The sequence below is a fragment of the Streptomyces sp. NPDC001502 genome (assembly GCF_042894785.1).
In the GTDB taxonomy this organism is placed as follows: Bacteria; Actinomycetota; Actinomycetes; order Streptomycetales; family Streptomycetaceae; genus Streptomyces; species Streptomyces kutzneri.
The window spans coordinates 268,472-283,580 of record NZ_JBIAVW010000009.1 but is presented as its reverse complement, the minus strand read 5'-3'; the positions used below and the strand labels follow the sequence as shown (position 1 = coordinate 283,580).

At 71.6% G+C, this 15,109-nt stretch carries 14 protein-coding genes; 6 read left to right on the top strand and 8 right to left on the bottom strand.

Annotation, left to right across the window (positions count from 1 at the left end; all coding sequences use genetic code 11):
• Window positions 1-61 precede the first annotated feature (61 nt).
• Both ACFY0D_RS18535 and ACFY0D_RS18530 read right to left on the bottom strand, forming a co-directional pair.
• Window positions 62-1,720: a recombinase family protein gene (locus ACFY0D_RS18535; RefSeq protein WP_390799262.1), complete on the bottom strand. Its 1,659-nt coding sequence runs from the start codon at window positions 1,718-1,720 to the stop codon at window positions 62-64.
• A gap of 130 nt (window positions 1,721-1,850) precedes the next feature.
• Window positions 1,851-2,615 (bottom strand): DUF4344 domain-containing metallopeptidase, encoded by a 765-nt coding sequence (locus ACFY0D_RS18530; protein WP_390799261.1) that lies wholly within the window; start codon window positions 2,613-2,615, stop codon window positions 1,851-1,853.
• 152 nt (window positions 2,616-2,767) lie between these two features.
• On the opposite strand from ACFY0D_RS18530, the gene ACFY0D_RS18525 reads away from it, so the two are divergent.
• Entirely contained in the window at window positions 2,768-6,064 is a 3,297-nt protein-coding gene (locus ACFY0D_RS18525) for a tetratricopeptide repeat protein (RefSeq protein WP_390799260.1), read from the top strand.
• 387 nt (window positions 6,065-6,451) lie between these two features.
• Here ACFY0D_RS18525 and ACFY0D_RS18520 read toward each other — a convergent pair whose 3' ends face one another.
• Window positions 6,452-6,676 (bottom strand): hypothetical protein, encoded by a 225-nt coding sequence (locus ACFY0D_RS18520; RefSeq protein WP_301366995.1) that lies wholly within the window; start codon window positions 6,674-6,676, stop codon window positions 6,452-6,454.
• A gap of 2 nt (window positions 6,677-6,678) precedes the next feature.
• Window positions 6,679-7,560 (bottom strand): mycothiol conjugate amidase Mca, encoded by an 882-nt coding sequence (gene mca / locus ACFY0D_RS18515; RefSeq protein ID WP_390799259.1) that lies wholly within the window; start codon window positions 7,558-7,560, stop codon window positions 6,679-6,681.
• Window positions 7,561-7,667: 107 nt separating this feature from the next.
• Between mca and ACFY0D_RS18510 the strand changes: the two genes are divergently transcribed.
• Window positions 7,668-8,081, top strand: coding sequence for a DUF4307 domain-containing protein (locus ACFY0D_RS18510; RefSeq protein ID WP_390799258.1), 414 nt, complete (start codon window positions 7,668-7,670; stop codon window positions 8,079-8,081).
• Window positions 8,082-8,219: 138 nt separating this feature from the next.
• Entirely contained in the window at window positions 8,220-8,717 is a 498-nt protein-coding gene (greA, locus tag ACFY0D_RS18505; RefSeq protein ID WP_030009952.1) for a transcription elongation factor GreA, read from the top strand.
• Between the two features lie 123 nt (window positions 8,718-8,840).
• Here greA and ACFY0D_RS18500 read toward each other — a convergent pair whose 3' ends face one another.
• The 3 genes from ACFY0D_RS18500 to ilvA all read right to left on the bottom strand — a co-directional run bounded on the left by ACFY0D_RS18500 (window position 8,841) and on the right by ilvA (window position 12,087).
• Window positions 8,841-9,710 carry an ABC transporter permease gene (locus tag ACFY0D_RS18500; RefSeq protein ID WP_390799257.1) on the bottom strand — a complete coding sequence of 290 codons (870 nt, stop codon included), beginning with the start codon at window positions 9,708-9,710 and terminating at the stop codon, window positions 8,841-8,843.
• Window positions 9,707-10,735, bottom strand: a complete 1,029-nt coding sequence (locus tag ACFY0D_RS18495) for an ATP-binding cassette domain-containing protein (protein ID WP_390799256.1) — start codon at window positions 10,733-10,735, stop codon at window positions 9,707-9,709. The genes ACFY0D_RS18500 and ACFY0D_RS18495 overlap by 4 nt, the downstream gene beginning before the upstream one ends.
• A 119-nt stretch (window positions 10,736-10,854) precedes the next feature.
• Complete coding sequence (gene ilvA, locus ACFY0D_RS18490; RefSeq protein ID WP_390799255.1) at window positions 10,855-12,087, bottom strand: threonine ammonia-lyase; 1,233 nt, start codon at window positions 12,085-12,087, stop codon at window positions 10,855-10,857.
• Between the two features lie 229 nt (window positions 12,088-12,316).
• Here ilvA and ACFY0D_RS18485 point away from each other — a divergent pair, with 229 nt between their 5' ends.
• The 3 genes from ACFY0D_RS18485 (at window position 12,317) to ACFY0D_RS18475 (ending at window position 13,569) form a co-directional block, all read left to right on the top strand.
• The gene (locus ACFY0D_RS18485; protein ID WP_030009956.1) at window positions 12,317-12,838 is read left to right on the top strand and encodes a MarR family winged helix-turn-helix transcriptional regulator; all 522 of its coding nucleotides are present in this window, start codon (window positions 12,317-12,319) and stop codon (window positions 12,836-12,838) included.
• A gap of 63 nt (window positions 12,839-12,901) precedes the next feature.
• Window positions 12,902-13,318 carry a sigma factor-like helix-turn-helix DNA-binding protein gene (locus ACFY0D_RS18480; protein WP_390799254.1) on the top strand — a complete coding sequence of 139 codons (417 nt, stop codon included), beginning with the start codon at window positions 12,902-12,904 and terminating at the stop codon, window positions 13,316-13,318.
• On the top strand, window positions 13,315-13,569 hold the full coding sequence (locus ACFY0D_RS18475; RefSeq protein WP_382542494.1) for a hypothetical protein: 255 nt from the start codon (window positions 13,315-13,317) through the stop codon (window positions 13,567-13,569). The genes ACFY0D_RS18480 and ACFY0D_RS18475 overlap by 4 nt, the downstream gene beginning before the upstream one ends.
• Before the next feature lie 313 nt (window positions 13,570-13,882).
• Here the strand turns inward: ACFY0D_RS18475 and ACFY0D_RS18470 are convergent, their stop codons facing one another.
• Window positions 13,883-15,040, bottom strand: coding sequence for a cystathionine gamma-synthase (locus ACFY0D_RS18470; RefSeq protein ID WP_390799253.1), 1,158 nt, complete (start codon window positions 15,038-15,040; stop codon window positions 13,883-13,885).
• Window positions 15,041-15,109: the final 69 nt, after the last annotated feature.

Below are 15,109 nucleotides of genomic sequence, written 5' to 3'. Positions count from 1 at the left end.
TCAGCACCCGGATGAAGAAGACGGAGAGCCAGGAACCTACGCCCCGCCTCAAGGTTCCGCGTCACGATCCGGCGGAGACGTCCGCCTTCGAGAGCCAGTCGAACTCGAGTCGCGCAAGGATCGGCGTGGGATCCCCCTGTCGGGCCGCCGCCCGGACCGTGATTCCCTTTTCTCCCAGCGCGCACTTCAACAGCATTCGCTTGTCCCTCATATCCGCCTTCCCCCAGGCTTCCCGCAGACTATCGATCCGCATGACGGGCTTGCGGTCAGCTTCGGCGTCAAGGGCTTCCAAGGCGGCGGTCGTGCTCTCGATGAGGGCTCGCTGCCCCTCACTCAGCTCCTCGAACCGTGCTTCGTCCATCTTCCCGTACACGTAGAAGTCGTCTTCGAGCTTCTTCACGCGCTCCTGAGCCGCTTCGAGCGCCTTCTGTGTCTCTTCCTTCTTCGCCTGGGTTTCGGGGTCCGCAAAAGCGAGCCAGCGGCGCGCCATCGCGGTGATCACCGGATCGTCCGGTTCGAGAGAGGTGATGTGGCTGATCCAGGCCTGACCCACAGCGTGGTCGATTCGTTCGGCCAGCGTGACAACACCCTGACAGATCGACTTGCCGCGCGTTTGCCGGACTTCACATCGGTAGCGCCCACCACGGTGACTCATCGCGCCGCCGCAGGGTTCGTACTCCCCGGTCCCTTCCTTGTCCCGCATCCTTCCGCAGCGATAGCTGCCTGTGCCCAGATACTTCGCCTCGGGCTTGCCCCTCGACCAGCGATTGTCGGTCCGCTCGGCGATCAAGGCCTTGATCCTGAACCATTCGGCCGGAGTCACCACGCCCGCGCCGCACAGGACGACCTCGCCCTTGGCGTCGCGCAGAGGTTCGCCGTACCCCTCCCAACAGTCCAGGACGTTCCCGTGCTCGTCCGTCTTGCGACGCCGAACCGGAACCATGCCCGCGAAGAGTGGGGACTGAGCCAGCTTGCTCACCGCGGTGGGGGACCACGTGGCACCGCTTCGGGTCCGGTGGCCCTCCTCGTTGAGTCGGTGCGCCGTGTCTTTCGTGGTCTTCCTGTCGAGCAGCATGTCCGCCAGTCGACGGGCGGTCTCGTACTCGTCGGGGTTCGGCTCGACCTTGCCGCTTCCCGGTGCGCTGCAGAGCCCGAACGGGGGCCTGCCCGTTCCACGCCGGCCCTCCGCCTTGTGTGAGTCGTGGCCCATCTTGACGCGTTTCGCGATGTCCTTGGCTTCCTCTCTTGCGCGCTCGCTCAGGATCGCGAATACCAAGCGCCCGCCCTTTGCGGAGTCCAGCCCCTCGGAGATGGACACGAGCCGCGCTTGCCGTCGGTCGAACTCGTCGAGCATCCGCCCGACCGCCCCCATCCCGCGCCTGTCGAAGCGGTCCGTCTTCCACACGCCGAGCGTCTTGGACCTGCCTTTCAGGATCGCTTGCGTGGCCTTTTCGAACTCCCACCGCCGCACGTAGGCCTTGGAGGCCGAGAGCTGCTCGAACCAGACGTGCCGGATCTGAATTCCCTCGACCTGCGCCCAGCGCACCAGTTCCCGAAGATGTCCCCGGAGAGTGGCCAGATCCTCCTTCTTGTTGCTCCGACGCAGGTAGGCATCCATGAGCCCCGACGGCTCCGCCGTCGCGGGCCTGCTCAGCCCCATGGCTTCCAGGTCGTCGGAGCTGAACCCCAACGCAGCCAGCGTCGCGTGATCCTCACGCACGTCAACCCCCTTGATATCTCAGGGGAAATGATAGAGAGACAATGAACCTGAAATTCAGGCTTTCTCAAAATGCGGCACGCTACATACCGATCCATGGATTACCAGAAAATCAGATGGTTCGATTTCGCGATCACTCTTGTCTGAGCAACGGTGTCAGGTCGTGGGTCCAGGTGTCGCGGGTGGCGGTCCAGGTCGCCGGGCAGGTCGCGCGGGCCGGGCTTGCGAGGTCCGGGTGGCGGGCCGGGGCGTTGCCGTAGGCCGCGCAGCGGTGGGATTCCGCGCGGGCCGGGTCCGGGGCGTGTTCGTCGTCGGGGTCCGGGGTGGGGTCGGCCGCCGCCGCGAGGTCGTAGGCGCGGGCGGCGGTCAGCAGGGTGCGGTCGCCCTCCGGGGTGCGCAGGAGCATCAGCTGGGCGAAGCGGTCGGCGGCGTCCTCCTCGGCGCGGCCCTGGTCGCGGACCGGGAGGTCGAGGGCGTCGATGAGTGCGTGGCCCGCCTCGTGGTGGAGGGTCTCCCGGACGACCTCGGAGAGGGGTTCGTCCGCCGGGCGGCGGCCGGCCTCCTCGAACAGTTCCCGGTCCTCCGTCAGGTCGTCGTAGCAGAGCTCGATCCGGTGGGTCTCGGGGTCGTAGCCGCTGCCCTCGCCCGCGCAGGAGCGGGCGACGACCGTGATCCGGTGGGGGACGTCGAGGTAGGCGTTGAGGTCGGCGGTGACGAGCTCGACGAGTTTCGAACGCTGCAGGAAGTCGGCGCTGTCGCGGTCGGCTTGGGCCGGTTTCTCGTGACGTGCGACGAATCCCCTTGCGGGCGGCCGGGGTTCGCATCCGGTCAGCGTCGGCAGCAGTGCCGTCGCGCACAGGGCCGACGCCAGAGCGGTGCGTAAGCGACGTAGCGTCATGTTGCCCTCCGAATATGCCGGTTGACTGATTTCGACCCGACTGTAGGAGAGAGTGCGCAGTTCCCTCTGAACTAGCTCAGATTCCCTCGCGCTCGGCGGAGTCCCGCAGGACACTTGGGGCTCGTTGCCGGAGCTCTCTGAGGGGGATGCCGATGCGGGACAGCCATCGCGGTGAGGCCGAGCGGCTGCTGGAGCGGGCCGTGGACGACGCGGCGCAGCGGGGAACGGGTGCGGGCATCGACCGGGCGACGCTGCTGGCCCGGGGCCGGGACGCGCTGGACGCGCTCGCCGCGAGCGCCGCGCCGGAGTACGAGGCGTACGTGCGGGCTCTGGACGAGGCGGCGGCCGGGGAGCAGTCGCTCGGTGAGGCCTTCCGGCGGGGCAACCATTCCACGGCGTTGCTGGTGACGGCGGTCGCGGCGGCCACGGCCGTGGGTGCGGACCTGTCGCTGGGTGTCGCGGCCGGTACGGCGCTGACCGCGGGGGCCGTGGTGGGGATCTCCGGTGCGGTGGCGACGGTGGTGAAGGTGACGGCGCTGCACCTGCCGGCCGCGAACCGGCGGGCCGGGGAGCGGGGCCGGCCGGGCGGGCCGGAGCAGTTGAAGCTGCAGTGGCTGTCGGCGCTGGAGGTGCGCGGGATACGGCCGTTCCTGGAGCAGCAGCGTGCGGTGGCCGCGGCGGCCCGGGCGGCCCGGCCCGCGGCGGCCCGGCCCGCGGCGCGGCCCGCTCCGCGGCTGCGGGGGGCGGACCGCAGCGCGGAGGCGCGGCGGCGCAGTGCGCTGGAGCATTCCTTCGGGCACCTGCCGGCTCCGGCGGAGGTGTTCGCGGGGCGGCGGTCCGAGCTGACGCGGATCGCGCAGTGGGTGCAGGCGGCCCGGGCCAGTACGGAGACCCGGCCGGTGGTGGTGGTGCTGCACGGTGAGCCGGGGGTGGGCCGTACGGCGCTGGCGCTGGCTGCGGCGCACGGTCTGCGGGATCAGTTCCGGGGTGCGTGCGTGGTGGATCTGCGGGGCGGTTCGGCCGGGGAGGCGTCCGGGGAGGCGCCGCTGGCCACCCGGGAGGCGCTGCTGCACCTGATGAACCGGCTGGGTGCGCCCCGCGAGCAGTTGCTGTTCCGCGAGGGTGCGTCGGCGGAGCAGCAGGTGCGGCGCCTGGGCGAGCTGTATCACCAGCATCTGCAGGGGCTGCCGGTGACGGTGCTGCTGGACGACGCGGTGGACGCGGCGCAGGTACGGATGCTGGTTCCGGAGCGTTCCGAGAGCCTGGTGCTGGTGACGGCGCGGGAGCCGTTGGAGCTGACGGCGGATCTGGCGGCGTGGGTGTACCAGCTGCCGGTGGAGCGGCTGGCTCCGCGGGAGGCGGCGGAGCTGCTCCGGGCGCCGCGGGCGGGTACGGCGGGTGCGTCAGGTCCGGCGGGTGCGTCAGGTCCGGCGGGTCCGGCGGGTCCGGCGGGTGTCGCGGAGGAGGACCTGGCCGCGGTGGTGGAGCTGAGCGGCGGGCTGCCGCTCGCGCTGCGGCTGCTGGCTCCGCTGGCGGGCGAGGGCCGGGCCCTGGCCGGCGGTGCGGCGGCGCACCCGGTGGAGGCGGCGCTGCGTGCGGCGGACGCGCGGCTGGCCGAACCCGCCCGGCAGCTGCTGCGGCGGTTGCCGCTGGCCGGGCGGGCGTCGCTGGGCGGTGCGGCGGCGGCCGCGCTGGCGGACGTACCGGAGGCGGCGGCGCTGCGCACGCTGGAGGAGCTGTGGGAGGCCGGGCTGATCGAGCGGGTGCGCGGCCAGCGGTTCCGGATGCACGACGCGGTGCGTGCGTACGCGGCGGCGCGGTCGGTGGCGGACGAGGACCGGGCGCAGGCCGCGGCGGCGCACGAGCGGCTGATCCGTGACTACGCGCGGCTCGCGGACTCGGTGATCCGGATGGTCGACGGGAAGATGTCGACGCGGGCGAACACCTTCCTGAAGGGGCCGGTCGGGGGGCACGGTTTCACCTCGCTGGATGCGGCGCTGCGCTGGCTGGACGACGAGTCGAGCTTCATCACGGCGGCGCTGCGGCATTCGGAGGGGGTGGATCAGCAGGCGGTGCTGGATCTGCTGGGTGCGCTGTGCGATTTCTGTCTGCTGCGCGGGGACCTGTACCGGCTGGGTGAGATCGATGAGCTGACGCAGGTGGTGGCGGCGGGTCAGAACGGGCTGAAGGGGCAGCAGGGGCGGCTGGTGCGGTCGGTGCAGTGGCGTACGGGTATCGCGGCGCGCCAGCTGGGCGAGCTGGACAAGGCCCGCACCACGCTGGCGTCGGTGGTGGACCAGTACATGGAGGCCGATCAGGAGGCGGCGGCCGCGATGGCGCTGGTCTCGCTCGGGATCACGTTGCACCACCAGGGCAATCTTCCGGAGGCGGCGGTGCGGATCCGGGAGGCGCTGGTGCTGCAGGAGCCGCCGGAGCTGGCGGGTGACCGGGCGTGGGGGCTGCACGCGCTGGCGGCGGTGGAGCGGGACCGGGCGCGGCTGGCGGAGGCGGCGCGGCTGCTGGAGACCTCGCTGGCGCTGCACCGGGAGAGCGAGAGCGTGCACGGGGAGGCGTGGGCGCACTTCCAGCTGGGTCAGGTGCACCTGCGGTTCGGGGACGTGGAGCGGGCGGAGGTGGAGCTGCGGCTGGCGCTGGACCTGTACGGGCGTACCCGCGACGACCGTGGTGAGGCCTGGGCGCTGACGCAGTTGGGCCGGGCCCGGGTGGTGGACGGGGATCCGGGGCCGGCGGTGGACGGGCTGCGGGAGGCGCTGGCCCGGCACCGGGAGGCGGAGGACGCGCGGGGGGAGGCGTGGACGCAGTACTACCTCGGGCAGGCGCTGGAGGTGGGCGGCGAGCGCGACGAGGCGGTACGGGAGCTGGAGCGGGCGCGGACGATGTTCTCGCGGATGCGGGACGTGTACGGGCTGGCGTACGCCCGCCACCATTCGGGCCGGGTGACGCGGGACCAGCGGGCGGCGCAGACGGGCAATCTGCGGAACTCCGGATTCGCCCGTCAGCTGCTGGTGGACGCGCGGGCTGATTTCCGGCGGATCGGGCTGGCGCACGGCGAGGCGTGGACGTGTCTGGAGCTGGCGGTGATCGACGCGGGCAACGGCCGGCTGTCGCAGGCGCTGGGCCTGTGCGAGGAGGCGGTGCGGCTGTTCATCGCGTACGGGGACCGGCGCGGGGAGGACTGGGCGCGTTTCCTGCGGTGCACGATGCTGCCGTACGCGGTGCCGGCGGCGCCGGAGGAGGCGCGGGCGGAGCTGGGGCGCCTCGCGCAGGCGCCGCATCCGGCGCGGGACGGCCGGCTGGAGGACTGCCTGGAGACCTACGGGGTGATCCTGGGCCGGGGGGTGGATCCGGCGGAGGGCTGGCAGGCATGGCGGCTCGGCCTGGTCCCGAACCTGCACTCGCGGGAGGTCATGGGGGTCCCGCGGGCCTGACGCGCTCGCGTCCCGGCGGGCAGGGTGGGTCACGGCGCGTCCCGGGCGCGCTCCTGGGCCGGCCACCGGCCCGGCGGGCGGCTTCGTGGTGGCCCAGGGAGCGGAAGGGGCGGGAACCCGCCGGGGCCGCAGGCCGGAAAGCGGACCGAGGGCGGAGGGAACGCAGGAAGCGCCCTGCGGCGGACCCGGCAGCCGGATCGCGCACGCGCGAAAGCCCCCGACCAGCTTCCCGGCCGGGGCGGCGGCGTGCACGCGAAGGTCCCCGCAGCGCCGCACCGGTCCCGGCCCGGCCTTACGGGGCCCGGGGTGCCGTCCGCGCCGGAGGCGGCCGGGGCGGCGGCATGCACGCGAAGGTCCCCGCAGCGCCGCACCGGTCCCGGTCCGGCCTTACGGGGCCCGAGTGCCGTCCCCGCCGGAGGCGGCCGGCTCCGGGGCCTCCTCGAAGTCCACCCGGCCCATGTGCCGGTTCATGGACTTCATCAGGGCCCACACGCCGACGGCGAGGGCCGCGAACACGATGAAGCCGAGGAGGCCGGGCGTCACCTTGTTCTTGTCGAAGGTGTCACCCGCCAGCGGAAGGAGCTGGGTCAGTGCTGCCTGCGTAGCGCTCATAGCTACGCATTCTCCCGGATGCCCGCGAAGAGGTCGGACTCGGGGAGGGAAGTGTCGACGAGCGACTTCGCGAGCTCGTACTCCTCGGTGGGCCAGACCTCCTTCTGGATGTCCATCGGGACGCGGAACCAGCCGCCGTCCGGGTCGATCTGGGTGGCGTGCGCGATGAGCGCCTTGTCACGGATCTCGAAGAAGTCGGCGCAGGGCACGTGGGTGGTCAGGGTCCGCTCCTTGCGCTCGAACTCCTTCCACCGCTCCAGCCACTCCCCGTAGGGGGACTCCATGCCGCGCGCGAGCAGCGCCTCGTGGAGGGCGACGGTGCGCGGCTTGTTGAAGCCCTGGTTGTAGTAGAGCTTCTGCGGCTGGTAGGCCGCGCCGTACTCGCTCTCCGGGTACTTCTCGGTGTCGGCCGCGCTCTCGAAGGCCAGCATGGAGATCGTGTGGGTCATGATGTGGTCGGGGTGCGGGTAGCCCCCGTTCTCGTCGTAGGTGGTGACGACCTGCGGCTTGAAGGCGCGGATCTTCTTCACCAGCTCGCCGGCGGCCTCGTGGACGTCCGCGAGCGCGAAGCAGCCCTCGGGCAGCGGGGGCAGCGGGTCGCCCTCGGGGAGGCCGGAGTCCACGTAGCCGAGCCATTCCTGCTCGATGCCGAGGATGTCGCGCGCCTCGTCCATCTCCCTGGCGCGGACCTCGTGGATGTTCTCCTCGATGTACTTGTCGCCCTGGAGCTTGGGGTTCAGGACCGAGCCGCGCTCGCCACCGGTGCAGGTGACGACCAGCACGGGAATCCCCTCGGACACGTACTTGGCCATGGTGGCCGCGCCCTTGCTCGACTCGTCGTCGGGGTGGGCGTGGACGGCCATCAGTCGAAGCTGCTCGGTCAAAACAGGATCCTCTGCGATTCGGCGCGACACTCAGCTCCTATAGTGACCGAACTGGGGGGCGGAAAATTCCAGGGGTGACCAAGCCGTCCCCGGCGAGAGGAACGATCATGAGCGCGGTGCGCGAGGGACTGCCCGAGGGCCGGTACGGCCGGTCGGCGGACGAGCGTGCGGACCGGAAGCTCAAGATCATCGGATCGGTGCTGGGTGCGGTGCTGCTGGGCGTGGTCGGCTGGATCGGCTGGGACTACGTCGCGGGACAGAGCGTGAGCGCCGAAGTGATCAAGTTCCAGGTGATTTCGGACACCGAGGTGGAGGTGCACCTGGAGGTCCGCAAGGACGCCTCGGTCACCGGGGTCTGTTCCCTCAGCTCCCAGAACAAGGAGCACGCCGAGGTGGGCCGCGCGGACTTCACCTTCGCGCAGAACCGGTCACGGGTGGACGAGATCGTCACCCTGAAGACCACCGGCCGGGCCACGATGATCGAGCTGGTCGGCTGCCAGTCGGCGCCTTCCGCCCACTGAGGTCCGAAGAGGGTTGAAGTGGCGCCCCACGAGGCAATGAGCCTCTGGGGTCCTCCCCCTTTTCTTCCCGAATTGTTAGGCTCGTGGTTTCGTCCGCCGACGGCGGCCAGTAGTCCCCTGTACCGACGAGGAGCACCCGTGACCCAGACGAGCGAAAGCGTCACCTGGCTGACCCAGGCGGCGTACGACCAGCTGAAGGCGGAGCTGGACTACCTCTCTGGTCCCGCCCGCACGGAGATCGCCACGAAGATCGCAGCCGCCCGCGAGGAGGGCGACCTGCGCGAGAACGGTGGTTACCACGCGGCGAAGGAGGAGCAGGGCAAGCAGGAGCTCCGGGTCCGCCAGCTCACGCAGCTCCTGGAGAACGCCAAGGTCGGCACCGCGCCCGCGTCCGACGGTGTGGTGGCCCCCGGCACGCTCGTGAAGATCGCCTTCGACGGCGACGAGGACGACACCATGGAGTTCCTGCTGGCCTCGCGTGAGTACGCGTCCTCGGACTTCGAGACGTACTCCCCCCAGTCCCCGCTGGGCAGCGGCGTGCTGGGCAAGGCGATCGGCGAGGATGCCGAGTACGAGCTGCCGAACGGCAAGAAGGCCTCGGTCAAGATCCTGGACGTCAAGCCCTTCACCGGCTGATCACCCTCGGTCACCGTTTTCTTCCCGAGTGACAACGCGCGATGCCCGGCCGGACTCTCCCGGCCGGGCATCGCGCGTTGCTGCGGGTACTGCGGGTGCTGCGGGTGCGGGTCCCCCCGGACCTCAGCCGTCCGCCCCGCGGTACTTGCGGACCGCGAGCGTGCGGAAGAGCAGGATGATCAGGGCCGACCAGATCAGCGAGGCCCATACCGGGTGGACCATCGGCCAGGCGTCGGACCGGGAGACACCCGGGTTCCCGAAGAGCTCACGGCAGGCCTGGACGGTGGCGCTGAACGGATTCCACTCGGCGATGGGCTGGAGCCAGCTCGCCATGTTCTCCGTGGGGACGAACGCGTTGGAGATGAACGTGACGGGGAACAGCCAGATCAGCCCGCCCGAGGTGGCCGCCTCCGGAGTGCGTACGGACAGCCCGATCAGGGCGCCGATCCAGGAGAACGCGTACCCGAGCAGGAGCAGCAGGGCGAAGCCGGCCAGCACCTCGCCGACGCTGGTGTGGGTGCGCCAGCCGACGAGCAGGGCGACCATCGCCAGCACCACCATGGTCAGCGCCGTCTGCATCAGGTCCGCCAGGGTGCGCCCGGTCAGGACGGCGCCGCGGGCCATGGGCAGCGAGCGGAAGCGGTCGATCAGCCCCTTGTGCATGTCGTCGGCGATGCCCGCGCCGGCACCCGCGGTGGCGAAGGTGACGGTCTGGGCGAAGATGCCGGCCATCAGGAAGTTCCGGTAGTCGCTGGCGCTGGTCGAGCCGCCGATCATCATCGAGCCGCCGAAGACGAAGCTGAAGAGCACCACGAACATGACCGGCTGGATCAGCCCGAAGATCAACATCTCGGGGATCCGGCTGAGGCGGATGACGTTCCGCTTGGCGATCACGAGGGAGTCGTTCACGCTCTGGACGACGCCGCCGCGCGGACGGGGCGCGGCGGGTTCGCGGTGCGGGGAGGCGCCCGGGTTCGGGGAGGTGAGGGTCACTTCGCCACCTCCTTGCGGGCCGTCTTGCGGTCCCCGGCCGCGGGAGCGGCCGGTGCGTCGCCGTTCTCGTTCTCTTCGGCGGCCCGTTCGGCGGCGTGCCCGGTCAGGGAGATGAACACGTCGTCGAGGGTGGGGCGGCGCAGGCCTATGTCGTCGATCTCGATGCCCCGGCCGTCGAGTTCGCGGATGACCTCGGCGAGCAGCTTGGCGCCGCCCGACACGGGCACGGTCAGTTTGCGGGTGTGCTCCTCGACCGTGGTCTCGCCCTTGCCGAAGCCGGCGAGCACCTCGCGCGCGGTGGTGATGTGCTGCCGCTCGTGGACGACGACCTCCACGCGCTCGCCGCCGGTACGGGCCTTGAGCTGGTCGGAGGTGCCGCGGGCGATGACCTTGCCGTGGTCGACCACGCAGATGTCGTGCGCGAGGTGGTCGGCCTCCTCCAGGTACTGGGTGGTGAGGAGCAGGGTGGTGCCGCCGGCGACCAGCTCCTGGATGATGCCCCACAGCTGCTGGCGGTTGCGGGGGTCGAGTCCGGTGGTCGGCTCGTCCATGAACATCACGGGCGGGCTGACGACGAGGGCGGCCGCGAGGTCCAGGCGCCTGCGCATGCCGCCGGAGTACGTCTTGGCCGTACGGTCCGCGGCGTCGGAGAGGTTGAAGCGTTCGAGGAGTTCGGTGGCCCGGGCTTTGGCCGCCTTGGCCTTCATCTGGTAGAGCTGGCCGACCATCTGGAGGTTCTCGCGGCCGGTCAGGTACTCGTCGACGGCCGCGAACTGGCCGGACAGGCCGATGGCGCGGCGGACTTCGTTGGGATGCCGCAGCACGTCGATGCCGGCGACGACGGCCTTGCCGCTGTCGGGCCGCAGGAGGGTGGTCAGGACACGTACGGTCGTGGTCTTGCCCGCGCCGTTCGGGCCGAGCAGACCCAGGACGGTGCCTTCGGGGACATCGAGGTCCACGCCGTCGAGAGCCCGTACATCGCCGAAGGTCTTGACCAGACCTTCGGCGTAGATAGCGCCTGGCATATGGATTCTCCCAGTGAATCGGGCCAGTAGAATCAGGATATTCAGGGCATTTCTACGCAAATCCTATGAGCGCCGGGCAGGTCCTGCTCGGCCGAACGGGGGATGTCCGGGCTCATCGCCTAGCTCATCACCTTGTATCCCGCGCCGTGCAGGGAACGCGCGACTTCCGCGCAGTGCTCCGGGCCCTTCGTCTCCAGGTGCAGCTCCACCTCCACCTCCGTGAGCCCCAGCCGCGGGTCCGTCCGCACATGGCTCACGTCCAACACGTTCGCATCCACCACTGACAACACCGCCAGGAGCCCGGCCAGGGCGCCCGGCCGGTCGGCCACGCGCAGCCGCAGGGACAGGTACCGGCCCGCCGCCGCCATGCCGTGGCGCAGGATCCGCTGGAGCAGCAGCGGATCGACGTTCCCGCCGGACAGGACGGCCACCACCGGGCCGCCACCGTACAGTTCGGGCTCGCTGAGCAGGGCCGCGACCGTGCTGCACCCGGCCGGTTCGACCACCAGTTTGGCCCGCTCCAGGCAGAGCAGCAGGGCGCTGGAGAGGGCGTCCTCGGAGACCGTACGCACGTCGTCGACGAGCTCGCCGATGATTTTGAAGGGGACGTCTCCCGGGCGGCCGACCTTGATCCCGTCGGCCATCGTGATCGGTTCGTCGATCGAGACCGGATGTCCGGCCTTGAGCGAGGGCGGGTACGCGGCCGCGCCCGCCGCCTGCACCCCGATGACCCGCACGTCCGGCCGCAGCGCCTTCACGGCGACCGCGACACCGGCCGCGAGACCGCCGCCGCCGATCCCGACGAGGATGGTCCGCACCTCCGGGCACTGCTCCAGGATCTCCAGGCCGACCGTGCCCTGGCCCGCGATGATGTCGCGGTGGTCGAAGGGGTGGATGAACACCGCGCCGGTGCGGTCCGCGTACTCCTGGGCGGCCAGGAAGGTCTCGTCGACGACCTGCCCGTGCAGCCGCACGTCGGCGCCGTACTCCTGGGTCGCGGCCACCTTGGGCAGCGGCGCCCCGACCGGCATGAACACGGTCGACCGGACCCCGAGGAGGGAGGAGGCCAGCGCCACGCCCTGCGCGTGGTTGCCCGCGCTCGCGGCGACGACGCCGGCGGCCCGCTGCTCGGGGCGCAGGCCGGCGATGCGTACGTAGGCGCCGCGGAGCTTGAAGGAGCCGGTGCGCTGGAGGTTCTCGCATTTGAGGTGGACCGGGGAACCGGTGAGTGCGGAGAGGTGCCGGCTGCCCTCCATGGCGGTGACCCGCGAGACGCCGGACAGCATCTTCTGGGCCCCCCGGACGTCGTCGAGGATGACCTGGGGGACGGGCTGGGGCACGCGGTAGCTCATGCCGCCAGTCTCGCAGCCCGGGCGGGAGCCGGCTCCGGGCCGCGGGAGGGGCCGCGGGGGCGCCCGCGGGAGCGCCCGGACGAGGGGCGATATCTCGCCATCCGGGACACGTGCGGGGCAGGGGCTCCAACCGGCCGTATCAGTTCTCGTACGAGGCGTACGAGCCGCCGCACGGCCGCGTACTCTGTCCCCCATCCTTGTCGGACCCACGCGAAGAGAGCCCACGGCCATGCCTTCCACCCCGGCCAATTCCGATCTGCCCGCGGCGCCCGACGCGCCCGCCGGAGCCGGTCTCCTCGACGCGCTCCAGCACCAGGTGGCGGTCTTCGCCCGCCGTGCCGAGCAGACCCGTCTGGGCGGTGTGGGCCAGGCCCGCAACTCGATGGACCGCGCCGCCTACCTGCTGCTGAACCGGCTCGACCTGGAAGGCCCGATGGGCGTGAAGGCGCTCGCCGGCGGCATGGGGATCGACTCCTCCACGGTGACCCGGCAGGTCGCGCCGCTGGTCGACAGCGGTCTGGTCAAGCGGACCTCGCACCCCGAGGACGGGCGGGCCGTGGTGCTCGCGCTGTCCCCGCGGGGGCTGGCCCGGCTGGAGGAGGTCCGCTCCTCGCGGCGCGAGCTGATGGCCCGGGTGACGGAGGGCTGGAGCGAGGGCGAGCGGGAATCCTTCACCGGTCTGCTCACGCGCTTCAACCTGTCGCTGTCGGAGCTCATGGCGGCCGTGGCCGAAGCCGGTCCCGCCTCCTGAGCGGAGTCCGTCCGTCCTCTTGACCCGGGCGGCCCCGCTGCCCGCACTATGTGGACTATGCGGGTGGTTGATCAACAGGGCGGCTCCTACGCGGAGTTCGAAGCCTTCGTCGCGGGCGCGGCCGGGCGTCTCCTGCATGTCGCGCTCCTGCTGACCGGTGAACCGGAGCCGGCCCGGCGGCTGCTGGCGGGCGCGCTGGCCCGTACGTACGCGAACTGGCGGCGCCTGCGCGGGGACGATCCGTACGACTTCACCCGCCAGGAGCTGTGCGCGGCCTTCGCCCGGACCGGCTGGCGCCATCACGGCGGCGCCGGTGTACTGGCGCGGCTGAGCCCGCCGGAGCGGCTCGTACTGGTCCTGCGGCTCTACGAAGGGGTCGCGGAGGAGGTCACGGCGGCGCAGCTCGGGATGCCGGTGGAGCGGGTACGGGTGCTGTGCAACCGGGCCGTGGAGGCGCTGCGGAACCGGGAGGCGGCGTGAGCGGGCTCCCCGACCGGAAGGAAGCGCAGGTCAGACGACTCCTGGAGGGCCCGTACCCGCCGGTGCCGACGGGGCTCGCGGCGGGCGCCGCGGCCCGGGGCGACCGCCTCCTGCGGCGGCGGCGGGCCCTGCGCAGGTTCGGCTGGGCCGTGCTCTTCGCCGCGGCGGTGGCCTTCGTGGTGTGGGCCTCCCTGACCCACCCCTGGACCACCCCCCCGAGCGGCATCTCCCCACCCCTACAGGGCTGGTAACCCCTCAACTCCGGCTCCGCCGAGCCCCTTACGGCTTCGCCGAGCCAAACCTGGCCTCGCCGTCGTTTGAGGCGCGGTTCCGGGCGGAGCCCGGTGCCCGGCGGAGCCGGGTCTCCTGGGGCTCCGCCCCCAGACCCCGCGCCTCAAACGCCGGCGAGGCTGGAATGGCTCGGCGAGACGGGAGTTGCCCGGCGGAGCCGGTGGGTTGGGGGCCGCCGGGCCCGGGCGGAGCCGGTGGGTTGGGGGCCGCCGGGCCCGGGCGGAGCCGGTGGGTTGGGGGCCGCCGGGCCCGGGCGGGCCCGGCGGGGGCGGGTCAGCCCAGGGCCTGGGTCAGGTCCGCCACGAGGTCGTCGGCGTTCTCGATGCCGACCGACAGGCGGATCAGGTCCGCCGGGACCTCCAGCGCCGAACCGGCCACCGACGCGTGCGTCATGCGGCCCGGGTGCTCGATCAGGGACTCGACGCCGCCCAGGGACTCGGCCAGGGTGAAGATCTTGGTGCGGCCGCAGACCGCGACGGCCTCTTCCTCGCCACCGGCGACCTGGAAGGAGATCATGCCGCCGAAGTTGCGCATCTGCTTGGCCGCGACCTCGTGACCCGGGTGCTCGGGCAGGCCCGGGTAGAGGACGTTGGTGACCTTCGGGTGGCGCTTGAGCAGCTCCACGATCTTGCCCGCGTTCTCCGCGTGCCGGTCCATGCGCACGGCCAGGGTCTTGATGCCCCGCAGCACGACCCAGGAGTCGAAGGGACCGGCCACCGCACCCATCGCGTTCTGGTGGTAGGCCAGCTCCTCGCCCAGTGCCGCGTCCGCGGTGACCAGCGCGCCGCCGACCACGTCGGAGTGCCCGCCCATGTACTTGGTCAGCGAGTGCACGACCACGTCCGCGCCCAGCGCCAGGGGCTGCTGCAGGTAGGGCGAGGCGAAGGTGTTGTCCACGACCAGCTTGGCGCCGGCCGAGCGCGCGATGCCGGCGACCACGGCGATGTCGGTGATGCCGAGCAGCGGGTTGGAGGGGGTCTCGACCCAGATGACCTTCGTCTTCGGGGTGAGGGCCGCCCGTACCGACTCGGGGTCGGAGGTGTCGGCCACCGACCACTCCACGCCCCAGCGGGAGACGACCTTCGCGAAGAGGCGGAAGGTGCCGCCGTACGCGTCGTTCGGGATGACCACGTGGTCGCCCGGGGCGAGCAGCGTACGCAGCAGGCAGTCCTCGGCGGCGAGTCCGGACGCGAAGGCGAGACCGCGACGGCCGCCCTCCAGGGCCGCGAGGTTCTCCTCCAGCGCGGTCCGGGTCGGGTTGGCGCTGCGGCTGTACTCGTAGCCGCCGCGGAGCCCTCCGACACCGTCCTGCTTGTAGGTGGAAACCTGATAGATCGGGGGCACGACCGCGCCGGTCAGCGGGTCCGCCGTGTTGCCCGCGTGGATCGCGCGGGTCTCGAAGCTCTGGTGCTCGTGGCTGTCGTCGCTCATGGTCCGATGCTATGCCCGCCCGGCGCCCGCCCCCCTATTGGCCTGCTCCCCCCTCCGTCTGGTTCGCTG

What these genes read in the sequence shown, in the direction of transcription:
- ACFY0D_RS18530 (WP_390799261.1), bottom strand. Translation starts at nt 2,615, where the DNA reads ATGACGCTACGTCGCTTACGCACCGCTCTGGCGTCGGCCCTGTGCGCG.
- ACFY0D_RS18525 (WP_390799260.1), top strand. Translation starts at nt 2,768, where the DNA reads ATGCGGGACAGCCATCGCGGTGAGGCCGAGCGGCTGCTGGAGCGGGCC.
- ACFY0D_RS18520 (WP_301366995.1), bottom strand. Translation starts at nt 6,676, where the DNA reads ATGAGCGCTACGCAGGCAGCACTGACCCAGCTCCTTCCGCTGGCGGGT.
- ACFY0D_RS18510 (WP_390799258.1), top strand. Translation starts at nt 7,668, where the DNA reads ATGAGCGCGGTGCGCGAGGGACTGCCCGAGGGCCGGTACGGCCGGTCG.
- ACFY0D_RS18495 (WP_390799256.1), bottom strand. Translation starts at nt 10,735, where the DNA reads ATGCCAGGCGCTATCTACGCCGAAGGTCTGGTCAAGACCTTCGGCGAT.
- ilvA (WP_390799255.1), bottom strand. Translation starts at nt 12,087, where the DNA reads ATGAGCTACCGCGTGCCCCAGCCCGTCCCCCAGGTCATCCTCGACGAC.
- ACFY0D_RS18485 (WP_030009956.1), top strand. Translation starts at nt 12,317, where the DNA reads ATGCCTTCCACCCCGGCCAATTCCGATCTGCCCGCGGCGCCCGACGCG.
- ACFY0D_RS18470 (WP_390799253.1), bottom strand. Translation starts at nt 15,040, where the DNA reads ATGAGCGACGACAGCCACGAGCACCAGAGCTTCGAGACCCGCGCGATC.